Origin of the sequence: Moritella sp. 36 (genome assembly GCF_018219415.1) — a bacterium.
Classification (GTDB): Bacteria; Pseudomonadota; Gammaproteobacteria; order Enterobacterales; family Moritellaceae; genus Moritella.
This window is the reverse complement of the sequence record NZ_CP056120.1, coordinates 4,854,239-4,873,317: the sequence shown is the minus strand read 5'-3', so window position 1 is coordinate 4,873,317 and position 19,079 is coordinate 4,854,239. Positions and strand designations below refer to the sequence as shown.

Annotated in this window: 19 protein-coding genes; 3 read left to right on the top strand and 16 right to left on the bottom strand. The window is 40.8% G+C overall.

The window, feature by feature from the left end:
- Window positions 1–9: 9 nt before the first annotated feature.
- The 10 genes from recG to HWV03_RS21660 all read right to left on the bottom strand — a co-directional run bounded on the left by recG (window position 10) and on the right by HWV03_RS21660 (window position 10,879).
- Complete coding sequence (gene recG, locus HWV03_RS21705; RefSeq protein WP_211680371.1) at window positions 10–2,082, bottom strand: ATP-dependent DNA helicase RecG; 2,073 nt, start codon at window positions 2,080–2,082, stop codon at window positions 10–12.
- Between the two features lie 126 nt (window positions 2,083–2,208).
- The gene (gene trmH / locus HWV03_RS21700; protein ID WP_211677877.1) at window positions 2,209–2,895 is read right to left on the bottom strand and encodes a tRNA (guanosine(18)-2'-O)-methyltransferase TrmH; all 687 of its coding nucleotides are present in this window, start codon (window positions 2,893–2,895) and stop codon (window positions 2,209–2,211) included.
- A gap of 193 nt (window positions 2,896–3,088) precedes the next feature.
- Window positions 3,089–5,209 (bottom strand): bifunctional GTP diphosphokinase/guanosine-3',5'-bis pyrophosphate 3'-pyrophosphohydrolase, encoded by a 2,121-nt coding sequence (spoT, locus tag HWV03_RS21695; RefSeq protein WP_211677876.1) that lies wholly within the window; start codon window positions 5,207–5,209, stop codon window positions 3,089–3,091.
- A gap of 256 nt (window positions 5,210–5,465) precedes the next feature.
- A complete protein-coding gene (gene rpoZ, locus HWV03_RS21690; protein WP_211677875.1) occupies window positions 5,466–5,741 on the bottom strand; it encodes a DNA-directed RNA polymerase subunit omega in 276 nt (91 codons plus the stop codon).
- Window positions 5,742–5,800: 59 nt separating this feature from the next.
- Complete coding sequence (gmk, locus tag HWV03_RS21685; protein ID WP_211677874.1) at window positions 5,801–6,427, bottom strand: guanylate kinase; 627 nt, start codon at window positions 6,425–6,427, stop codon at window positions 5,801–5,803.
- Window positions 6,428–6,553: 126 nt separating this feature from the next.
- Window positions 6,554–6,883 carry a DMT family transporter gene (locus tag HWV03_RS21680; protein ID WP_211677873.1) on the bottom strand — a complete coding sequence of 110 codons (330 nt, stop codon included), beginning with the start codon at window positions 6,881–6,883 and terminating at the stop codon, window positions 6,554–6,556.
- 105 nt (window positions 6,884–6,988) lie between these two features.
- The gene (locus HWV03_RS21675; RefSeq protein ID WP_211677872.1) at window positions 6,989–8,119 is read right to left on the bottom strand and encodes an S-(hydroxymethyl)glutathione dehydrogenase/class III alcohol dehydrogenase; all 1,131 of its coding nucleotides are present in this window, start codon (window positions 8,117–8,119) and stop codon (window positions 6,989–6,991) included.
- A gap of 286 nt (window positions 8,120–8,405) precedes the next feature.
- Entirely contained in the window at window positions 8,406–8,765 is a 360-nt protein-coding gene (locus HWV03_RS21670) for a glutathione S-transferase N-terminal domain-containing protein (protein WP_067040799.1), read from the bottom strand.
- A 178-nt stretch (window positions 8,766–8,943) separates the two neighbouring features.
- Window positions 8,944–10,176, bottom strand: coding sequence for an NADH:flavin oxidoreductase/NADH oxidase family protein (locus tag HWV03_RS21665; protein ID WP_211677871.1), 1,233 nt, complete (start codon window positions 10,174–10,176; stop codon window positions 8,944–8,946).
- A 103-nt stretch (window positions 10,177–10,279) separates the two neighbouring features.
- Window positions 10,280–10,879: a TetR/AcrR family transcriptional regulator gene (locus HWV03_RS21660; protein ID WP_211677870.1), complete on the bottom strand. Its 600-nt coding sequence runs from the start codon at window positions 10,877–10,879 to the stop codon at window positions 10,280–10,282.
- A gap of 302 nt (window positions 10,880–11,181) precedes the next feature.
- Here HWV03_RS21660 and HWV03_RS21655 point away from each other — a divergent pair, with 302 nt between their 5' ends.
- Window positions 11,182–11,640: a DUF1772 domain-containing protein gene (locus tag HWV03_RS21655; RefSeq protein ID WP_211677869.1), complete on the top strand. Its 459-nt coding sequence runs from the start codon at window positions 11,182–11,184 to the stop codon at window positions 11,638–11,640.
- A 51-nt stretch (window positions 11,641–11,691) separates the two neighbouring features.
- On the opposite strand, the gene HWV03_RS21650 is transcribed toward HWV03_RS21655, so the two are convergent.
- On the bottom strand, window positions 11,692–12,936 hold the full coding sequence (locus HWV03_RS21650) for a dicarboxylate/amino acid:cation symporter (protein ID WP_211677868.1): 1,245 nt from the start codon (window positions 12,934–12,936) through the stop codon (window positions 11,692–11,694).
- Window positions 12,937–13,113: 177 nt separating this feature from the next.
- Between HWV03_RS21650 and HWV03_RS21645 the strand changes: the two genes are divergently transcribed.
- Entirely contained in the window at window positions 13,114–13,989 is an 876-nt protein-coding gene (locus HWV03_RS21645; RefSeq protein ID WP_211677867.1) for a LysR substrate-binding domain-containing protein, read from the top strand.
- Between the two features lie 18 nt (window positions 13,990–14,007).
- Here the strand turns inward: HWV03_RS21645 and HWV03_RS21640 are convergent, their stop codons facing one another.
- Window positions 14,008–14,496 carry a hypothetical protein gene (locus tag HWV03_RS21640; protein ID WP_255546972.1) on the bottom strand — a complete coding sequence of 163 codons (489 nt, stop codon included), beginning with the start codon at window positions 14,494–14,496 and terminating at the stop codon, window positions 14,008–14,010.
- Window positions 14,497–14,670: 174 nt separating this feature from the next.
- On the opposite strand from HWV03_RS21640, the gene HWV03_RS21635 reads away from it, so the two are divergent.
- Window positions 14,671–15,609 (top strand): winged helix-turn-helix domain-containing protein, encoded by a 939-nt coding sequence (locus tag HWV03_RS21635; protein ID WP_211677866.1) that lies wholly within the window; start codon window positions 14,671–14,673, stop codon window positions 15,607–15,609.
- A gap of 593 nt (window positions 15,610–16,202) precedes the next feature.
- Here the strand turns inward: HWV03_RS21635 and HWV03_RS21630 are convergent.
- The 4 genes from HWV03_RS21630 to HWV03_RS21615 form a co-directional block, all read right to left on the bottom strand.
- The gene (locus HWV03_RS21630; RefSeq protein WP_211677865.1) at window positions 16,203–16,874 is read right to left on the bottom strand and encodes a YceH family protein; all 672 of its coding nucleotides are present in this window, start codon (window positions 16,872–16,874) and stop codon (window positions 16,203–16,205) included.
- Window positions 16,874–17,482, bottom strand: coding sequence for a cob(I)yrinic acid a,c-diamide adenosyltransferase (gene cobO, locus HWV03_RS21625; RefSeq protein ID WP_211673424.1), 609 nt, complete (start codon window positions 17,480–17,482; stop codon window positions 16,874–16,876). Before cobO ends, HWV03_RS21630 begins: the two co-directional genes overlap by 1 nt.
- A gap of 72 nt (window positions 17,483–17,554) precedes the next feature.
- Window positions 17,555–17,800: a YdcH family protein gene (locus tag HWV03_RS21620; RefSeq protein WP_067040772.1), complete on the bottom strand. Its 246-nt coding sequence runs from the start codon at window positions 17,798–17,800 to the stop codon at window positions 17,555–17,557.
- A gap of 62 nt (window positions 17,801–17,862) precedes the next feature.
- Window positions 17,863–19,065, bottom strand: coding sequence for a multidrug effflux MFS transporter (locus tag HWV03_RS21615; protein WP_211677864.1), 1,203 nt, complete (start codon window positions 19,063–19,065; stop codon window positions 17,863–17,865).
- Between the last annotated feature and the right edge of the window lie 14 nt (window positions 19,066–19,079).

Here is a 19,079-nt window from a genome sequence, read left to right as displayed (position 1 = left end):
AATGACAGGTTAAGCGTTGGAATAAATGTCCTTGTCTGCCATCCAACGTTGGGTGATCGCATGGGCATTATCGGGATGCTGTTGCAGTAAGTGGCGAGCAATATTTTGGACTAGAGGAATAAGTTGTTGGTCGCGAACTAAGTCTGCCACTTTTAAGTCTGCAATACCGGTTTGTTTACTACCTAGCATCTCGCCGGGGCCACGGATCTCGAGGTCTCGTTGTGCAATTTTGAATCCGTCGGTGGTTTCCCGTAATACCGATAAACGCTTACTGCCGGTATCGGAAAGTGGTGCGTGATAAAGTAATACACAGTGGCTGGCCACTTTCCCACGGCCGACTCGACCACGTAGCTGATGTAATTGTGCCAGACCCAAACGCTCTGGATTTTCGATAATCATCAAACTTGCATTTGGCACATCAACACCGACTTCAATAACAGTGGTTGCGACTAATAAATCCAACTGCTTGTTCTTAAAAGCTTCCATTACGTATTGTTTTTCAATGGCTTTCATTCTGCCATGTACTAAACCAATTCGTAAGTCAGGTAACATTTTTTGTAAATCATTAGCGGTATCTTCAGCGGCTTGGGCCTCTAACACCTCAGATTCTTCAATGAGAGTACACACCCAATAGACTTGACGTCCTTCATTTTTAACGGCTAATTCAACCCGTTCGATGATCTTTCCGCGTTTGCTATCGGGCATCACCACCGTGGTAATAGGGGTTCGCCCTGGTGGTAATTCGTCAATGACCGAGGTATTTAAATCTGCATAAGCGGTCATGGCCAAGGTGCGTGGGATAGGGGTTGCTGTCATAAATAATTGGTGCGGGTATAAACCACTGACCGCGCCTTTTTCACGTAGGGCAAGGCGTTGCTCTACACCAAAACGATGTTGCTCATCAATAATGACTAAGGTTAAATTTAAGAATTTTACTGCATCTTGAAAAATGGCATGGGTGCCGACAATCATTTGCGTTTCGCCACTAGCAATCGATTCTAGCTCCGCTTCTCGCGCTTTACCTTTTTGTTTACCAGATAACCAGCCGACTTTGATACCCAGCTGATTGAACCAGCCTTTGAAATTAAGTGCATGTTGCTCGGCTAATATCTCAGTTGGAGCCATCAATGCCACTTGATAGCCATTACCGATAGCCTGAAGGGCCGCTAAGGCTGCAACAAGGGTTTTGCCTGACCCAACGTCACCTTGAACCAAACGCATCATAGGGTAGGCTTTCTGGAGGTCCTGTTTGATTTCAGCAACAACACGTTGTTGGGCATTGGTTGGCGTAAAAGGTAATTGTGCCAAAAATTTATCGGTAATTGTTTTGCTGGACTGCAATTTGATTGCGGGATGCTGCTGCATTTTTTTGCGTAATTGCAGCATGCTGATATTTTGCGCCAGTAGTTCTTCAATAATAAGGCGTTGCTGCGCAGGGTGTTGACCTTGTTCTAGCAGCTCAAGTGAGACATCGGGTGTTGGTCGGTGCAATAGTTGGATTGCATGATTTAACTCGATTTGTCCTGTGTATAAACCTTCAGGTAATAGCTCTTGTAATGTCGTTTGTGTTAAGTGTTGCAGTGCTTGGTCTGTTAGATTTCGTAAGGTAAGCTGCTTTAACCCATCTGTTGAAGGATATACAGGTGTTAGCGTTTCTTCACTCATTTCTGAGCTGGTAGCATGCGCAAGTTTATATTCCGGATGGACAATTTCATAACCAAAGCGGCCACGGCGAAACTCGCCAAATGCGGTAATTGTTTTTCCGACACTGAAACTGTTTTTTTGTCCGGCATTAAAATGGAAAAATAATAAGGTGATGATGCCCGTGCCGTCGTTGACTTTACAAGACATTACTTTGCGTTTACCAAACGTGACATCGGAACTGACGATCTCGCCTTCGATAGTACCGTGTAGACCGGGTAAAAGGTCTTGAATCGGATAGATGGTCGTACGATCTTGATATCGGCTTGGTAGATGAAACAGCAGATCCTGAACTGTGACTAAGTTCAGCTTTGCTAATTTCTCGGCCATTTTGGCGCCAACACCTTTTAACTCGATAACCGGGATCTTATCTAGTCGCATAATCACTCACGAATCCACTGTACATATAAACATATATTATCAGAAGATTTATACTCAAGCTACTACGATATGGATCATGCTAGCTTTGCATTTTGGTATTAAATGCAAAGCTTAATTTAAGCTGGCCTAGTTTGAACTACGCAGTGCATCCCACCACGATTCGTCAGCAACAATTTGACCTTCTTCATCTAATTCTGGATAAGCTAAACCTTTACGTTTACATGCTTTTGCATAGATAGGGTGGCCGCCTTCAAAGTAGATTTTGTGCTGTTCTTCAGCAGATAATTTACTTTCGCCTTGGTACATGCCTGCATTATCACGTTGACGTTGTGCTTCATATAAAATTGTCGCGGTTGCTACTGATACGTTTAGGGATTGCACCATACCAACCATAGGGATGATGATATCTTGATCTGCAAGTGCCAATGCTTCTGCACTGATACCGGTTTTTTCTTGACCCATTAAGATTGCCGTTGGTTTGGTGTAGTCAATTTCACGGAAATCAACAGCAGTATCAGACAGGTTAGTTGCAAGAACTTGCATGCCTTGGGCTTTTAATTCTTTGATTGCTTCAGCAATGTTATCGTGAGAGTGTACTTTCACCCAGTTTTGGCTACCTGTTGCAGTGCCTCCAGATACCTTTGTTGGACGTACAGACCATACCGCGTGAACATTGTTGACACCAACTGCATCGCAAGTTCTTACTACGGCTGCAAGGTTATGTGGTTTATGCACCGATTCCATACAAACAGTAAGATCTGGTTGGCGGTGTTGGAGCATTTTAGTGATGCGTTCGAGACGTTCTGGGGTCATGGTCTTACTCTATCAGATTTAATTGGCGAGGTATTATACCCAAATCACGGGCTAATGCGAATATCTGAACTTAGCTTAGGCGGGTCTGGGTCGGTTGAATGGCGTTTATATAACGAAGCCGTACTTTACAACGGCTTCGTTATCAGCAAACTAGCACTTTGTTATACATACATTCACATTGTTCATTGAATGCTTAATTATAACTGCGTGATATTTTTAGTACGTCTTGCAGGGTGCGGATCTTCTTCATTACATCTGCTACATGTTTTCGGTTTTTAGCGGTAATAAGAATATCAACGTTATAAACACGAGCATCCTTTTCATCGGTAACAATGTTATGAATATTGGCGCCTGTCGATGCTACAGTATTCGTCAATTTTGCTAATACACCTTGGTGATTAACAACTTGGATACGGATCTCGGTTTTAAACTCTTGGCTTGGATCGATATTGTCATCCCATTCCACTGGGATATAACGATCTGGTTCATTTTGATAACCGTGGATATTACGACAAGTCTCAATATGTACAACCAAACCTTTGCCAGGGCTTAAGTGGGCAACAATTGGGTCACCTGGAATCGGATGACAGCAGTTCGCAAAACTAACTAGCATGCCCTCTGCGCCCTTAATTGGCATTTTATCTTCTTCCGAGCGTGGTGAAAGGTCGGTCAGTTCATCAACACGACCTTGCAGGCGGCGAGCAATCAGGATGCTCATCATGTTACCGAGACCGATCTCGATAAGCAGGGCATCTAAATTTTCACATTTGGTATCTTCGAGTACTTGGTTTAAGTTTTCGATGTGAATGTCATCGACTTTAACACCGCTTAATGCGTGGTTTAATAAACGACGACCTAGAATGATTGAATCTTCGGTACGCATGTTTTTTAATTGCTGACGGACACGAGCGCGGGCTCTTCCTGTGACAATAAAGTTTAACCATGCTGCATTTGGTCGCGCACCTGGCGCGGTAATAATCTCAACTGTTTGGCCATTTTTTAATGGTTGGCTTAGCGCATGTGGTTGGCGATTAACACGGGCACCAACACAAGTATGACCAACATCGGTATGGATTGAATAAGCGACGTCTACCGGTGTCGCACCACGTGGTAGCTCGATAATCTTACCTTTAGGTGTAAAAACATAAATTTCATCTGGGAACAGATCTGTTTTCACACTTTCAATAAATTCAAATGACGAACCAGCACTTTGCTGTAATTCGAGTAAGCTTTGCATCCACTTCTGTGCACGTAATTGTGCATTGGTATTAACTTTGTCTGCGCCTTGTTTGTATGACCAATGTGCAGCAACACCACGGTCAGCCATAAGGTCCATATCTTTAGTACGGATTTGGATCTCAAGTGGCACTCCGTGTGGACCTACTAATGAAGTATGCAGTGATTGATAGCCATTAGTTTTTGGAATGGCAATGTAATCTTTAAAGCGCCTTATCTTTGGTTTGTACAAACTGTGCATTTGACCCAGTACACGGTAGCAAGTATCAAGGTCGTCAACGATGATCCTGAATGCATAAATATCAACAACTTCATGGAACTGGACGCGTTTCTTTTTCATCTTGTTGTAGATACTAAAGATGAGTTTTTCACGACCATCTGTTTTCGCCGGGACGCCTGCTTCAACTAAACGGCCTTCAATTTCTTGACGGATGTTAGACATCACTTCTTTGCGATTACCACGTGCTGATTTTACCGATTCAGTCAGGATTCGGTAACGCATTGGGTACATGGCCTCTAGCCCTAATTCCTCTAATTCATTTTTAATATTATGAATACCAAGGCGGTTAGCGATCGGCGCAAAAATTTCCAAGGTTTCACTGGCGATACGACGGCGTTTGTCTGGTCGTAAGGCACCAAGTGTTCGCATGTTATGGGTACGATCGGCCAGTTTGATTAAGATAACGCGTATATCTTGTACCATCGCCATGAACATTTTACGGAAGTTTTCTGCTTGTGCTTCTTTGCGATCGCGGAATTTAAGCTTATCAAGTTTAGATACACCTTCCACTAATTCAGCAACGGTATCACCGAATAATGACGCAAGGTCTTCTTGGGTTGTTTCTGTATCTTCAATCACATCATGGAGCAGTGCCGCCATAATGGTTTTATGATCGAGGCGCATATCAGCAAGAATTTCAGCAACGGCAACAGGGTGAATAATGTAAGGTTCACCCGTGCTTCTCTTTTGAGGTAGATGCGCTTCCCGCGCGACTAAATAAGCATGTTCAATGAGTTCGACTTGTTCAACCGATAGGTAGGTTGATGTCGTTGCTTTTAAATTTGCGAATATATGCAAGTACTGCCTCGTCACTAAAAAGTTGATATAAATAAGGTGATAATATTAGCAAGATAATCAAAAGTGGAGCTAATTGCACCTTTAAATTTATATCTTCTTAATATTTATGCCAACTCAATCTAGAATCAGCAGCTTGGATATTTTGAGTTTAAACATACATAAAAGCTCATAAAGACCATTTTGGGGTGGATCATAGGCATTAAAAAAGGTGCAATATGCACCTTTTTTATAAAATCATCGAAAAGATGATTAGGTATTAGCCACGGCCTTCAGCGATTGCTGCTACTGCTGCAATTTGCTGTGCTTCGTGCTCTTGCTGCTCTTGATGGTCGCCAGCATCCATTAATTCGTTGCTAATTAGACCCGCTTCAATTTCACGAAGGGCGATTACAGTCGGTTTATCATTCTCAGGTGCTACTAGAGGTTCTTTACCATTAATCTGTAATTGACGAGCGCGACGTGCCGCCATTAATATTAGGTCGAAACGGTTACCAACCTGTTGTACAGCATCTTCTACGGTTACGCGTGCCATGCAGGAACTCCCAGTGAATTAAGTCTAAAAAATGACGAGAAACTATACTTTATTTTTGCCTACTTAACCAGCAAATCTTTCATAATTACGTTGTTTTTTGCTGCTTGCTTTGTTGAACGGAGTCTTTCTGCACGAACAATTGCGTGAAGATCTTCTAATGCAGTCGAAAAATCGTCATTAATAATAAGGTAATCATACTCATTATAGTGTGACATTTCAGCTTCTGCTTCAGCCATTCTGCTTGCAATAATTTCGTCGCTGTCTTGACCGCGGCTATTTAGACGACGCTCTAACTCTTCACGGCTTGGAGGCAGGATAAAAATACCACGCGCATCCGCAATTTGTTCTTTTATTTGACGCGCACCTTGCCAATCGATATCGAGGAAAATATCAATACCGCGAGCAAGTGTTTTTTCAATCGTTACACGAGATGTGCCGTAGTAATTACCGAATACTTCAGCCCATTCAAAAAACTCATTGTTTTCGATTTGTTGTTTGAAGTCTGTTACAGGGATGTAGTGGTAATGAATGCCGTCAACTTCACCAGGACGAATTGCTCGAGTCGTGTGAGATACAGACACTTTCATATCGCTGCTTGGGTTTGCATCTAGAAGTGCTTTGATAAGACTTGATTTTCCTGCGCCACTTGGAGCGGATACAATAAATAGAGTGCCTTTACGTGCCATGGTGAGCCTTTGATTAGCGTTAAAAGCGGCCCAAGATAGCATAAGTACAAGGAAGAATTAAACTGCTTTCATACTTTACTCTGTCACAATACACAAAAAAGTGCTGGAAACTGTTAGTAAAGTAACTTAATGGGAGTGTGGGGTCGAGGACAGATTGATTAAGGCAATGCCGACAGCGATAAATAACATGCCGATCCAAACTTTAGTATCGAGGTGCTGTTTGTAGATTAAGCTCGACATATAGGTCACCAAAATAATCGCTAATCCAGCCCATGATGCATGCACAATTCCCACGGGTAAGTTTTTAACGGCTTGCCCTAAAAATAAAAAGGCGAGTAGGTGGCCAAAGATAACAATGACGCTGGGCCAGAAGTTGCTAAACCCATTGGTCGCTTTCAGTGCTACGTGTGATGTTGCTTCTGCTAATACGCCTAATAAAAGAAATAACCAACCCATAACGCTACCTGCTCACTCTGATTTATATAAAATTTTATGCTTTAAAAACGCCTCCACATACTTGCGGTATGTGAAGGCGAATATAACTCGATTATTTGTAAACGCTTACTTATCGAAATGAATGACAGTACGAATACTTTCGCCTTTGTGCATCAATTCAAATGACTCGTTAATATCTTCTAAGCCCATCGTATGAGTAATGAAATCGTTTAGCTTGAAGTCACCTGCCATGTAGCGTTCTACAATTTCTGGTAACTCTGAACGACCTTTCACACCACCAAATGCAGAACCGCGCCATACACGACCTGTTACTAGTTGAAATGGACGGGTTGAGATCTCTTTGCCCGCACCGGCTACGCCGATAACAATCGATTCACCCCAACCTTTATGGCAGCATTCTAATGCCGAACGCATGACGTCAACGTTACCGATACATTCGAATGAGTAGTCAACACCACCGTCCGTTAATTCAACGATCACGTCTTGAATTGGTTTGTCGTAGTTTTTCGGGTTAATGCAATCTGTTGCGCCTAATTGACGGGCCAGTTCGAACTTGCTTTCGTTAATGTCGATAGCAATGATACGACCTGCTTTTGCCATTTGAGCGCCGATAATCGCAGAAAGACCTATACCACCTAGACCAAATACAGCCACTGTGTCGCCTTCTTGTACTTTGGCAGTATTAAGTACCGCACCCATACCGGTAGTTACACCACAGCCTAATAGACAAACCTCTTCTAATGGTGCTTCTTTGTTTACTTTTGCTAATGAAATCTCTGGTAATACTGTGTATTCAGAAAACGTTGAGCAGCCCATGTAATGGAAGATTGGTTGACCGTCTTTGTAAAAGCGCGTCGTGCCATCTGGCATTAGGCCTTGACCTTGAGTTTCTCTAATTTTTTGACAAAGGTTAGTTTTACCTGATTTACAGAACTTACATTCACCACATTCTGGAGTGTAAAGTGGGATGACATGGTCGCCAACTTCAACACTTGTTACGCCTTCACCAATTTGTTCAACGACACCGCCACCTTCATGACCAAGAATCACTGGGAAGATACCTTCTGGATCATCTCCTGACATAGTGAATGCGTCTGTGTGACATACGCCTGTTGCGATAATACGCACTAATACTTCACCTGCGCGGGGTAACATCACATCAACTTCTTCAATAGAAAGTGGTTGGTTAGGGCCCCAGGCAATAGCCGCTTTTGATTTAATAAATTTGTCAGTCATGTTGTTCTCTCTAATTTATACTGTCAGTTGGGAGGTAACACTGAGGTCCCTCGTTTTGTTGGAGCCATTATAGTTATTTCTCAGATATTGATAATCCCATAAAATAGTAAATTACTTTTACCATGTGGTAATAATATATGGGTATTAGTAGTGATTAGGTTAAAATTGAAATCGAATAGTTGGTATGTTGGGTTATTACGGCGAGGTGATTTTATTTATCATAAAAAAGCCTGATATTGTTATCAGGCTTTTCATACATTAATTAACTTGACTGGGCGCCATTTAATTAAGCAAATTTCTTTTCTAAGTGCGCAATGATGTCACTTGATTCATACATCCATTGTACTTGACCATTTTCTTCAATACGTAGGCAAGGAACTTTACGTTTACCGCCTTGTTGCTCGAGTTCGTTACCAAACGTAGCATCATTTTTCGCATCACGTACGGTGATATCTAAGTTTAAACGCTTCATGCTACGACGTACTTTTACACAAAATGGGCAAGCTTCAAATTGGTAAAGTGACATGTTATTGATCTCGCTATCAACTTTTGCTTGTGCATCAGCTGGGCGTTTCATGCTTTTTGGCGTGAAAATGAAATTAAGCGTTAAAATTAGACGGCCTAGTAGCCAGCGAACAACTTTCATGAATAAGTACCTTGTGAAAATGGGGTGAGTTTTTCGGTATGCTAACACATTTATAGCCCGTAAGGCGACGCTCAGCACGACTCTTGCTGTATATCTGCAAGAGGGTTAGGCGCAGACCTAATTAGTTATTGTTTATAATCAGGCTTATATGCAATGTGATTGCGCGGTGACACTGTGACTAAGCACGGCGTTTTCTAAATGCGTAGATACCTGCGCCATAGAGAGTTTTGAAAAATACTGGCCAAGTACCTAAATTGGCTTTTGGCTGCTGCTGTTTAGCAATACGCGCAAGCTGGGCTTCGTACCACGTAATGTTTAACATCGCGATGCGATCAATGGCTTTAACACCTGTAGTTAAGTTCGGTAAACTAATCTTGTGGTCATCAGATGCCATTAGTTTATTCGGCAACTGGGTATCTAACGACATTGGGCGTGCTAATCCAATAAAATCTGTTGCGTTACTTTGTAGTGCAGAAAGCATAGCTTTACTTGAACGAAAACCACCAGTCACAACTAATGGTGTATCGGTAATAGCACGCACCTTTTCAGCATAAGCAAGGAAGTAAGCTTCACGCGCTAATGTTGATTTCTTCACTTTGTGACCGGTCATTGTTGGGCTTTCATAGGTACCACCACTGATCTCGATTTGATCGATGCCTGCATCAGATAATGCTTTGACTACTTGCATGGATTCTTCTTCGGTAAAACCACCTCGCATAAAATCGGCAGAATTCAGTTTAATACCAATCGGGAATGTGTCGCCTACTTCGGCACGTATTGCTTGATAGATTGATAATACAAAGCGCATGCGGTTTTCAATGCTGCCACCCCATTGGTCGTCACGTTGATTATGACGTGGAGACAGGAACTGGTTAACCAAGTAACCATGTGCACCGTGAATTTGTACACCTGTAAAGCCGACTTTCTTAGCTAATTTGGCACTGGTTTGGAATTGGCCAATAATATTCAAGATCTCTGATTCTGTCAGTGCGCGCGGGGTATTAAACCCTTTTTCTAAACCGTTCGTCAGTGCGATCGCCGACGGTGCAACAGGTTCTGCATTAATAAAATTCGGAGTTTGTTTACCGGGGTGATTTAACTGCGCCCACAGTTGGGTATTGTTAACACTGCCTTGTTGAGCCCAGCGTTTAAACTCAGTTAAATCACTCTGTTCATCTAACACTACTTGCTTTGGTTCGCCTAATGCATTGCGATCAACCATGAGATTACCGGTCATTGATAATCCTAAACCACCGAGAGCCCAAGCGTGATAAAGTGTCGCAAGCCCCGGTAATGGGTTATGCTCGGCATCACTAAGTTGCTCGCTCATTGCTGACTTAAATAAACGGTTTTTAATAAACGTGCCATTTTTTAAGGTAAAACCTTGTTGTAATGTAATTGCTTTTGTCATTATCAATCCTGCTTTAAATAATTAGACCGGTCGTCTTAATTCGGGGCTTAAAAAAGCGATATTACAATTCGACTGATAATATCGCTGTTTGCGTGTTCGTTAGCTAGTTGGCTTTTAAAATGTCATCAAAAATGAAATCAGTGATCTGAGTAAGATTATCGGTATTACCGGCGATCTTCATTTCGATTAAACTGCCTTCCCATGCTGTCCACATTAATGTCGCCAACTGTTTTGCGGGTAGGTCGGTACGGATCAATTGCTGTGCTTGCGCATCGCTGATTAATCCTGATAATAATTGGTTTAATGCCTTCACCGAACGCTGCATTGCTTGTTGGCATAATACACTTGAATCACCAATGTCGTTAGCAACACTCGCTACCAAGCAACCTTGCTTGCCTTGTTGCTCGCTGTATTTTTGGCGAGCTTTTTCGAATAGCGCACGCAATTTTTCAATTGGGTTCAGGTTTGTGTTATCCAATAGCGGTTGAATTTCTTTTGCATTGGCGTGCATATCGGCTTCGATAAGCTCGGCAACAAAAGCTTCTTTGCTATTAAAGTAATTATAAAAGGACCCTTTCGGTACTTTAAGTTCATCTAGGATCTGTTTTATCCCAGTGCCGTGATAACCGTGTTGAGAGATATGCTTGATACCAACTTCAATCAGGGCTTCGCGAGTATGTTCGTTTTGTTTAGGTCTTGGCATTTGGTCATTCTATGACCGATCGTCTTGAAATGCAATCGTTAAAGATCGAGTGTAAATATAATTTCTTTATTTTGCGCCGCCTAACTAATTCCTATCGGCTGAAGGCTTGGAAGTATGAATTGATCATTTTCATGAACAACCTCATTAGCTATTTTGTAAGTTGCTGTAAATTAACTGTAAGTTATTGGTAAATTCATCGGGATATACTTGTGGCTGGATGGTGGCTGTGGTTAATTAAGCCCGTATATTGATACTATATAAAAGTAGGTATGAATGTACTTTCCATTCATTCAGGAGTAAGTATGAAACAAATCAATAAAATAATGCAAGTATTAGTCATTGCCTTAAATGGCTCATTTATCGGCGCTATGATTTTAATTGCAATTGTTTTAGTGCCATTTTGGCAACTTTCTGAACCGCAATTATTCTTAGATTGGTTTTCAACTTATGGACATCTCATCGGTAGCGTAATGGTACCATTTGGACCCGGCGTTCTTATTTTGGCTATTTTAACGTGTTGTTTAAGCACTGAAAATAGAAAGTTATGGCTCTTAACTATTATTTTTATGCTGGCGAATATGTTGTATTATCCAATTTACTATGTGCCAACAAATACTTCATTTGCAGAGCAAACAATTGATGTTGCTCGAGTAAGTAATGAGCTATCAACTTGGCTAACGTTACATTGGCAAAGAATATTTTTTGCTATTGCAGCTTTAGTTACTTCGATTTTGGCTGTGACCAAAAAATCAATCAAGTAATATCCCACAAATAAGAATAGGTGTCGGTCGAACGACACCTATTTACTCATCTTAACGCTTACTCTGCTGCCATTTATCAACAACCAGCGCTGCAATCAGATCGCCTTCGACATTCACTGCGGTTCTGAATGTATCCAGTGGACGTTCGATAATCAGTAAGATCGCAATACCTTCGAGTGGAATACCTACAGCTAGCATCACTAACTGCATACCAGACATAGAACCCGATGGCATACCCGGTGCACCGACTGACGATACCATTGCCATAATAAAAATCATCACGATGCCAGTTGTACTTAAATCAATACCAAATAATTGCGCAAGAAAGATAGCGGCCACACCTTCAAACAAAGCGGTGCCATCCATGTTCATGACAGCGCCAAGGGGTAATACAAAGCTGCTGGTACTTTGTGATACACGCAGATCTTTTTCTGCAGCTTGCATTGATAACGGTAGCGTTGCAGTACTTGATGAGGTCGCAAATGCCATCGCCAGTGGTGCAGATATGGCTTTAAATAAGGTAGTAAATTTAATGCCTGTAAATATTTTTGCTAATACAGGCAAGATAATCACGCCATGGATCAGCGTCAGTACAAATACCAGTAAAGCGAATAATGCTAACTGACCAAATAAACCGGAATTCCCGGTAACAGTAAATTCAAACACGATGGCAAACACAGCAATCGGTGCGAGACTAATTATACTTTGGACTAACTTATTTAACCCTTTATTCAAGCCCGCAATAACATCAAATACCACATGGTGTTGTGGCAGTGACCGCAATAGCGACACTGAAAATAACAGCGAGAATAAGACAATGGCTAATAAATTGCCGCTAACCAAGGCTGCGAAAGGATTTATCAGTGCCATGGCGAGTAGTTTTGCGGCAATACTTGACCCAGTGACAGACTCCTGATCAATAAGTCTGATGTGATCTGCAACCGTAACAGGCTCGACTAAGGGTTGCCATTCTGGCATTAGCATTACTGCACCAAGCCCTAAGCTAATAGCGATAATCGAAGTCAGGCTATAAAAAATGAGTGTACTTACACCCAAGGTTTTTAATTTTAGCGTGGAGCCTATGTTGGTCATGCCTTGCATTAAAGACAGCATCACCACCAACCCGATGACCATTTTTAGCAAGCCGATATAGGTGATCTTTCCTAGCAAGATCAGTTGATACCAAGTTTGTTCGGTAATATTGGCGACTGTTGGCATGATAGTGGCAAAAAACCAAGCCAAAATAGCGGCAGTCAGTAATTGCAGCGGCAATGAACGCTTGATCGTGGATAACATAATCTTTCTCGTTAGCGTTACTGGGTATCAGTAAATGAGGCGCGATTATATTGGAGTTATTCGACAATGATAATTAGCTTGATAAGCAAATCACTTTTACTGATTGGTAATAATGTAGGTTTATTGCAGGGAATAACTTATAATTGTTACCTAACTGTAGAATAAGAGAGTGTATAGATGAGTGATTGGTCTGGTGTTAGTGAGTTTGTTGCGGTTGCTGAAACCGAAAGTTTTACTGCGGCGGCAAAGCGTTTAGGGATCTCTACAGCGCAGGTTAGTCGACAAGTTTCTGCCCTTGAAGAACGGTTATCGGCAAAATTATTTTATCGTACTACACGCAAAGTATCGGTGACAGAGGTGGGGGGGATTTACTATCAACATTGCCGTCAGGTCATGGATGGGTTAGCAGATGCAGAACGTGCGATCACCAATTTACAAAGCACACCAAAGGGTAAGTTAAAAATCACTGCGCCTATTACCTATGGTGAGCGTAGTGTCGCGCCGTTAGTAAATGATTTTGTGACGCAATACCCTGAATTAGAAGTGCAGTTGATACTATCGAATCAGCAAATTGATTTAATCGATGAAGGTTTTGATTTGGCGATCCGCTTGGGTCAGTTAGGCGATTCATCCATGATTGGTAAACGATTAGCGACCCGAAAACAATATGTTTGTGCTGCGCCTGAGTATTTAAGTGCATTTGGTGCGCCGCATAGCTTATCTGAATTAGATCGTCATAATTGTTTGTCAGGGACACTGGATTATTGGCGTTTTCAGGAAAAAGGCAAAGCGCGTAATATTCGCGTGAAAGGTAATTTTAGTTGTAATAGTGGCCCGGTATTAGTGGATGCGGCGCTAAAAGGCGTAGGTATCGTGCAATTGCCGGATTATTATGTGCAGGAATACATTAATCAAGGTCAACTCATTGAATTACTACCGAACTACCGTGAACCAGATGATGCGGTATGGGCGTTATACCCACAGAATCGTCATTTATCCCCGAAAGTACGTATGCTGGTAGACTATTTAGCGAAAGAACTAGCAATAAACTAGCAATCGGAAAGTGATTGTCTAGGGTATAGAACAGACGTGATTAAATTCTTCACTATTATTGGCGGAGTAAAGATAAAGGAAGTTGTCTTTACGCTCAACCTTATAATCGATTGAAAAACCTTTATATAATAATTGATCATTATTAATCACATCATCAGAATGCTTTTTTTTAAAATGTAAATCGTTGAAAACCATCGATAAATTATTACCGTTTAGAATATATTCACCAATAAAGAGTAGTTCTACTGTTTCTGTGAGGCCGTTTTTATCCTTGACCAACATTCTATCTTTAATATAAAAACTACTCTTAGAACTAAAAGTATAAAGCATTGATTCATTTATCATTTCGTATTTTGAGTATGCATTACTTGGGAATCTAATTTTTTGGAAATTACACTTCCATTGACTACCGATCAAAACTAAATCTTGTGTTATCAAACTTTTACCAAGCAATATAAAACATAAAATGGCATATATAATGATCAGTTTAACTAAATATGATTGCATTTATTCACCACTCTACTATTTAATTTTCTTACTATTGTCGAATATAAATTTAAACAGCTAAGAATATGAATTAAGAATTTACGTTATAATATATTATATATAATTTTATTGCTTGTTCGTAGCTATGCTGACGAAGTGAAGCTCTATAAGTATCTAATTTAATATAGGACTTTAATGATTCACAAACAGCAATCAACCCAAAATAATATAGCCATAGATGTAGAGATGCGTGCTATCACTTGCCTTACTTCAGGCGTTACAGTGAATATGCGCCCTTTACCTTTTAGAGTGTTAATGTATTTATTCAAAAATCAAGATAAATGCATTTCTAGAGATGAACTGTTCGAAGTGTGCTGGCAAGGCGCAGTTGTTTCTGAGCAATCATTAACGAATACGATTTCTTATATAAGAAAGACGATAAAGAAACTAGAGTCTAATGAGTTGAAACTCAAAACCATTAGTAAAAAAGGCTACTCATTGGTAATTACTTTGAATAATGAATTACCTGGAAATTGTCTTAATGGGTCAATTGTAGATGGAGCTGAAGAGTCAAGTAAAGCACAAGAATCAAGTAAAGTACAAGAGTTAGATGATTCTTCTGATGACAGTGATAAAAAGAATAACGCTAATCGTGAGTTGTTAAACGATAGCAAAAGAATAAGCTTACCATCAATTAGGGGGAGCTACAGAAGAGGGCTCTGGCTTGTTGTTAATATAGTGTTTATATCGACATTAATCTTTTTAATCGCAAAGAATAATATGAGTAACGCTTCTTTTATGGATATAAAAAACTATCAACGCTATGAACTGGATAATATTGATATCTACATTAGTGATCTTGATGCATTACTTGTTGGCAGGGAGTTTAGAAAAGACCTAGATGGTTCAAACCTAAATTTATGTGATATAAATAAGGTCTATATTAGGGTTTATTCCTCGCCATACGATAACGCTAACATCGCGATGAGTGCTTTTATCATAACCAATAAGGGCGAAAGTTTGAATATTATTAATTACAAACTAGTGGAGGAGGAACTCTACAGCTCAATCGTTGAATCAATTGCAAGTGACGATTTGTGTCATGGTTCTATCAATATCCCATCAGTCTTTTAAAATGTGATTATTTCAGTCTAAAATAATTCATATCACACTAAGAATTGCCTTAAACGTTGATTTTTTTATAATAAAAATATAACCAAAATGAAAAACTGCATGTGCTTTAGTTTGGGGTGATTATTTTTAGTTGTTATTATACAGTTGCTTACGTCTAGTTTTTGTTATTGTTTATTAAATTATAAACATATTTCATTCTTGTTTATTTTTTAGTTAAATTTAACTTTATTATGATGCCTGATTTAGATTGAAACTTAGATTAAAGGTAAGTAATGAAAGCTGCAATAATATTTACGGCTGTGCTGATGTCGACATTGATGGTAAGTACTGTATCAACTTTTGAACTTAAAGGGTTTTATGTTGATGGTGTAAGCGATATTTCTGTCCGTAACGGTTATCGTATGAATCATCCATTAAAAATTTTCAGGCGAGCACGCGTAAATTCCAAGTATATTCTCTTCAATAGAAAAGTTAGGTGACGTTTCGACAATGGTATTCGTTAGGATCAAATTACACTGTCTTTCAATAGAGTAAGTTGGGAGTTCGAATCTGTGAACTCAGAACTCCCTTTGTTATTACTATGATCTAAAAATCTATTTTTTGAGTGCGACTACAGCAGATTGTAACGATTCTAACTGCGCTTTAAGTGTTGCGACTTCTTGCTCAAGTTCACCTACTCTCGTTGATAATGCACCATGTTCATCAGAACACTGATTCATCGTTTGTACTGCACTATCTGCTATTGCTGCCGAGGTTACTTCACCACTGAATAAATGGGCATAACGACAAGCACTTTGTCCCGGCTCTCTTGCCAGTTTAACGATAAATGGACCTTGTTCATGATTGACAAGTTGTTCCAGTGTCGCTTCAACTTCTTGTACATCATTAAATGGACATTGACGTGCTGAACGGGTTCTTAGTTCGCCAGGGGTTTGTGGCCCACGTAAAAATAGCAAGGTAAGGATCGCTAATTGCTGCGGGTTGAAACGAATTTTACTGAACTCAGTATTACCAAAACGATGGCGAATTTTAGCGCTGCGTTTTCCGCCATGTTCATCATTTACGACTAAACGCTTTTTCACTAAATCATCAACAATGTTTTGTACTTCATCTTGGCTAAGTGAGAGTACAGGCTCTCGGCTGCTTTTTTGATTACAGGCCGAGGTTAATGAGTTTAACGATAGTGGGTAATTATCTGGTGTAGTGTGTTCTTTTTCGATTAACGCGCCTAATACGCGGGTTTCATGTAGCGAGAGTTCATCCATTACCAGTCGATCCCTATTTGAGCTTTAATACCTGAGCGAAAGGCGTGTTTTTCTTCTCTTACTTCACTCACTGTGTCGGCGATTGCGACTAAATCTTTGTGGGCACTACGGCCAGTGACGATAACTGTTTGATCAACTGGGCGATTACGAATAGCGCTGAGTACTTCTTCCAAATCTAAATATTGGTAACTGAGCATGTAAGTCAGTTCGTCTAAAAGCACCATTTTAAGATCAGGGTTAGCTAACATGGCTTTAGCATGAACCCATGCTGCTTCTGCAGCTGCGATATCTGCGGCTTTATCTTGCGTATCCCAAGTGAAGCCAGTTTTCATTGCGTGATAAGGCATGTCAGGACGTACTTGCTGGATGAATTTTACTTCCCCCGCTTCCCATGTACCTTTAATAAATTGCACAACACCCGCATTAAAACCGTGACCTATACAGCGAATGACATTACCAAAACCTGCACAGGTTTTACCTTTACCATTACCTGTCATTACGATCAAAATACCACGTTCTTCCGTGGCTTTATTGACGCGTTTGGCGACTGTATCTTGGATCTTCTGCATTTTTTGTTGATGTTTATCTTGGTTATGTTCTTCCGTCATTCTGCATTCCTTTCATGCCTTGTGCTATTAACTTTAGTGTAAGGCTTTTATGACTAAATGGAAGTGGGGAAATTAAAAATCACCATTAATTAGTTTTTGATAAATCTGGTCTTTTAAGGCAAGTCGACGGTTTTTTAATTCAATAAAATGGCTATCTGTGGTGGGAATGTCACTGGCTTCAAGGCCGTAAATATGATGGTCGAGTTTGTGATATTCTTTGGCTAGGGCGGCAAATTCGGGGTCATCGCTTTTTAGTTTGGCGATATCAATGGCGTGTTCAGGAAATTCATGGTTTAACGGGTGTTTTTCATTTTGCATTATTATTGCCTTAAGTGATGAACGAGTTCTTTCAGTGTAGTCGAACTCGTTCATTGCGGCACCTAATGTTGGACTTGTTCTTGATGCCAATGGTCGAGACGTGGCGTAAGCATTATCACTAGGAATATTATCGATAAACTACCCATTAATACAATTACAGCATACGGTGCGGTCAGCTCTGTTTGTTGAATCAATCCTGCGAGTAGTGCTGCGCCACTCATTTGGATACAACCTAGCATTGCCGCTGCCGTACCAGCGCGTTCGCCAAATGCGGCTAACGCCATACTGGTTGCTGGACCGAGTAATAATGCAAAGCCAATACAGAGCAACATCATAGGTAACATAAAGGCGAACGCGGCAGCCATACCTGCTGTCGGTCCCCAATGTTGCACGGCCAATTGCAGTGCCGCGGATAATAATAACGCGATAAAGGCAATGATAACGGTTGGACGATTACCGAAGCGTTTGATTACTGTAGGCGCCGCAAAACAAGCGGCGATATTGACGATAGCATTTAGACCAAACAATGCACTAAACTCTAGTTCTTCGACACCTAAATGACGGATTAACCAGTCTGGTGCATAGGACACATACGTTAGGATTGATGCCATACCCACCATACAAGCGATAGCGTAAAACATGAAGTGCGCATCGTATAATACCGGCTTAAAGCGAGACCAGTGGTACAGCGAACCGGATGTATCAGTATTATCTGGACGTGTTTCTGGTAATTTGTTGATAATAATAGTTAATATCAACAATCCGTATAGCATCATAAAAACAAAAGTTGAGCGCCAACCAAATTGCAGCGCCAATAAGCCACCTAGCGTCGGTGCAAGTGCAGGTATAACACAAATAACGCCATTTAAATAACTGTAATAATGCGCGCCTTTTTTAGAGTCAAAGCTGTCACGTACTGCACTAAACACTACGATTGATACAGCACACGCGGCGATACCTTGTAGTACTCGTGCTATTTGTAACCAGTGAAATTCAATCGCGCCTGCGGCAAGGATACTGCTTAAGCAATACAGCATAACACCACCGATTGCGATTGGACGACGACCAAAACGGTCTGCCAGTGGCCCAATTAATATTTGTCCGATGCCCATGGCAAATAAGAATAAAATTAATGTAGATTGAACTTCGCTAGACGACACCTGAAATTCTGCTGCCATTGTCGGCATTGAAGGCAGGTAGATATCGATAGCGAGGGGGCTTAGCACCACCATAGCCATCAAAATAGGTAATATATTTCGGCGCATTGTTATTCTCGAAT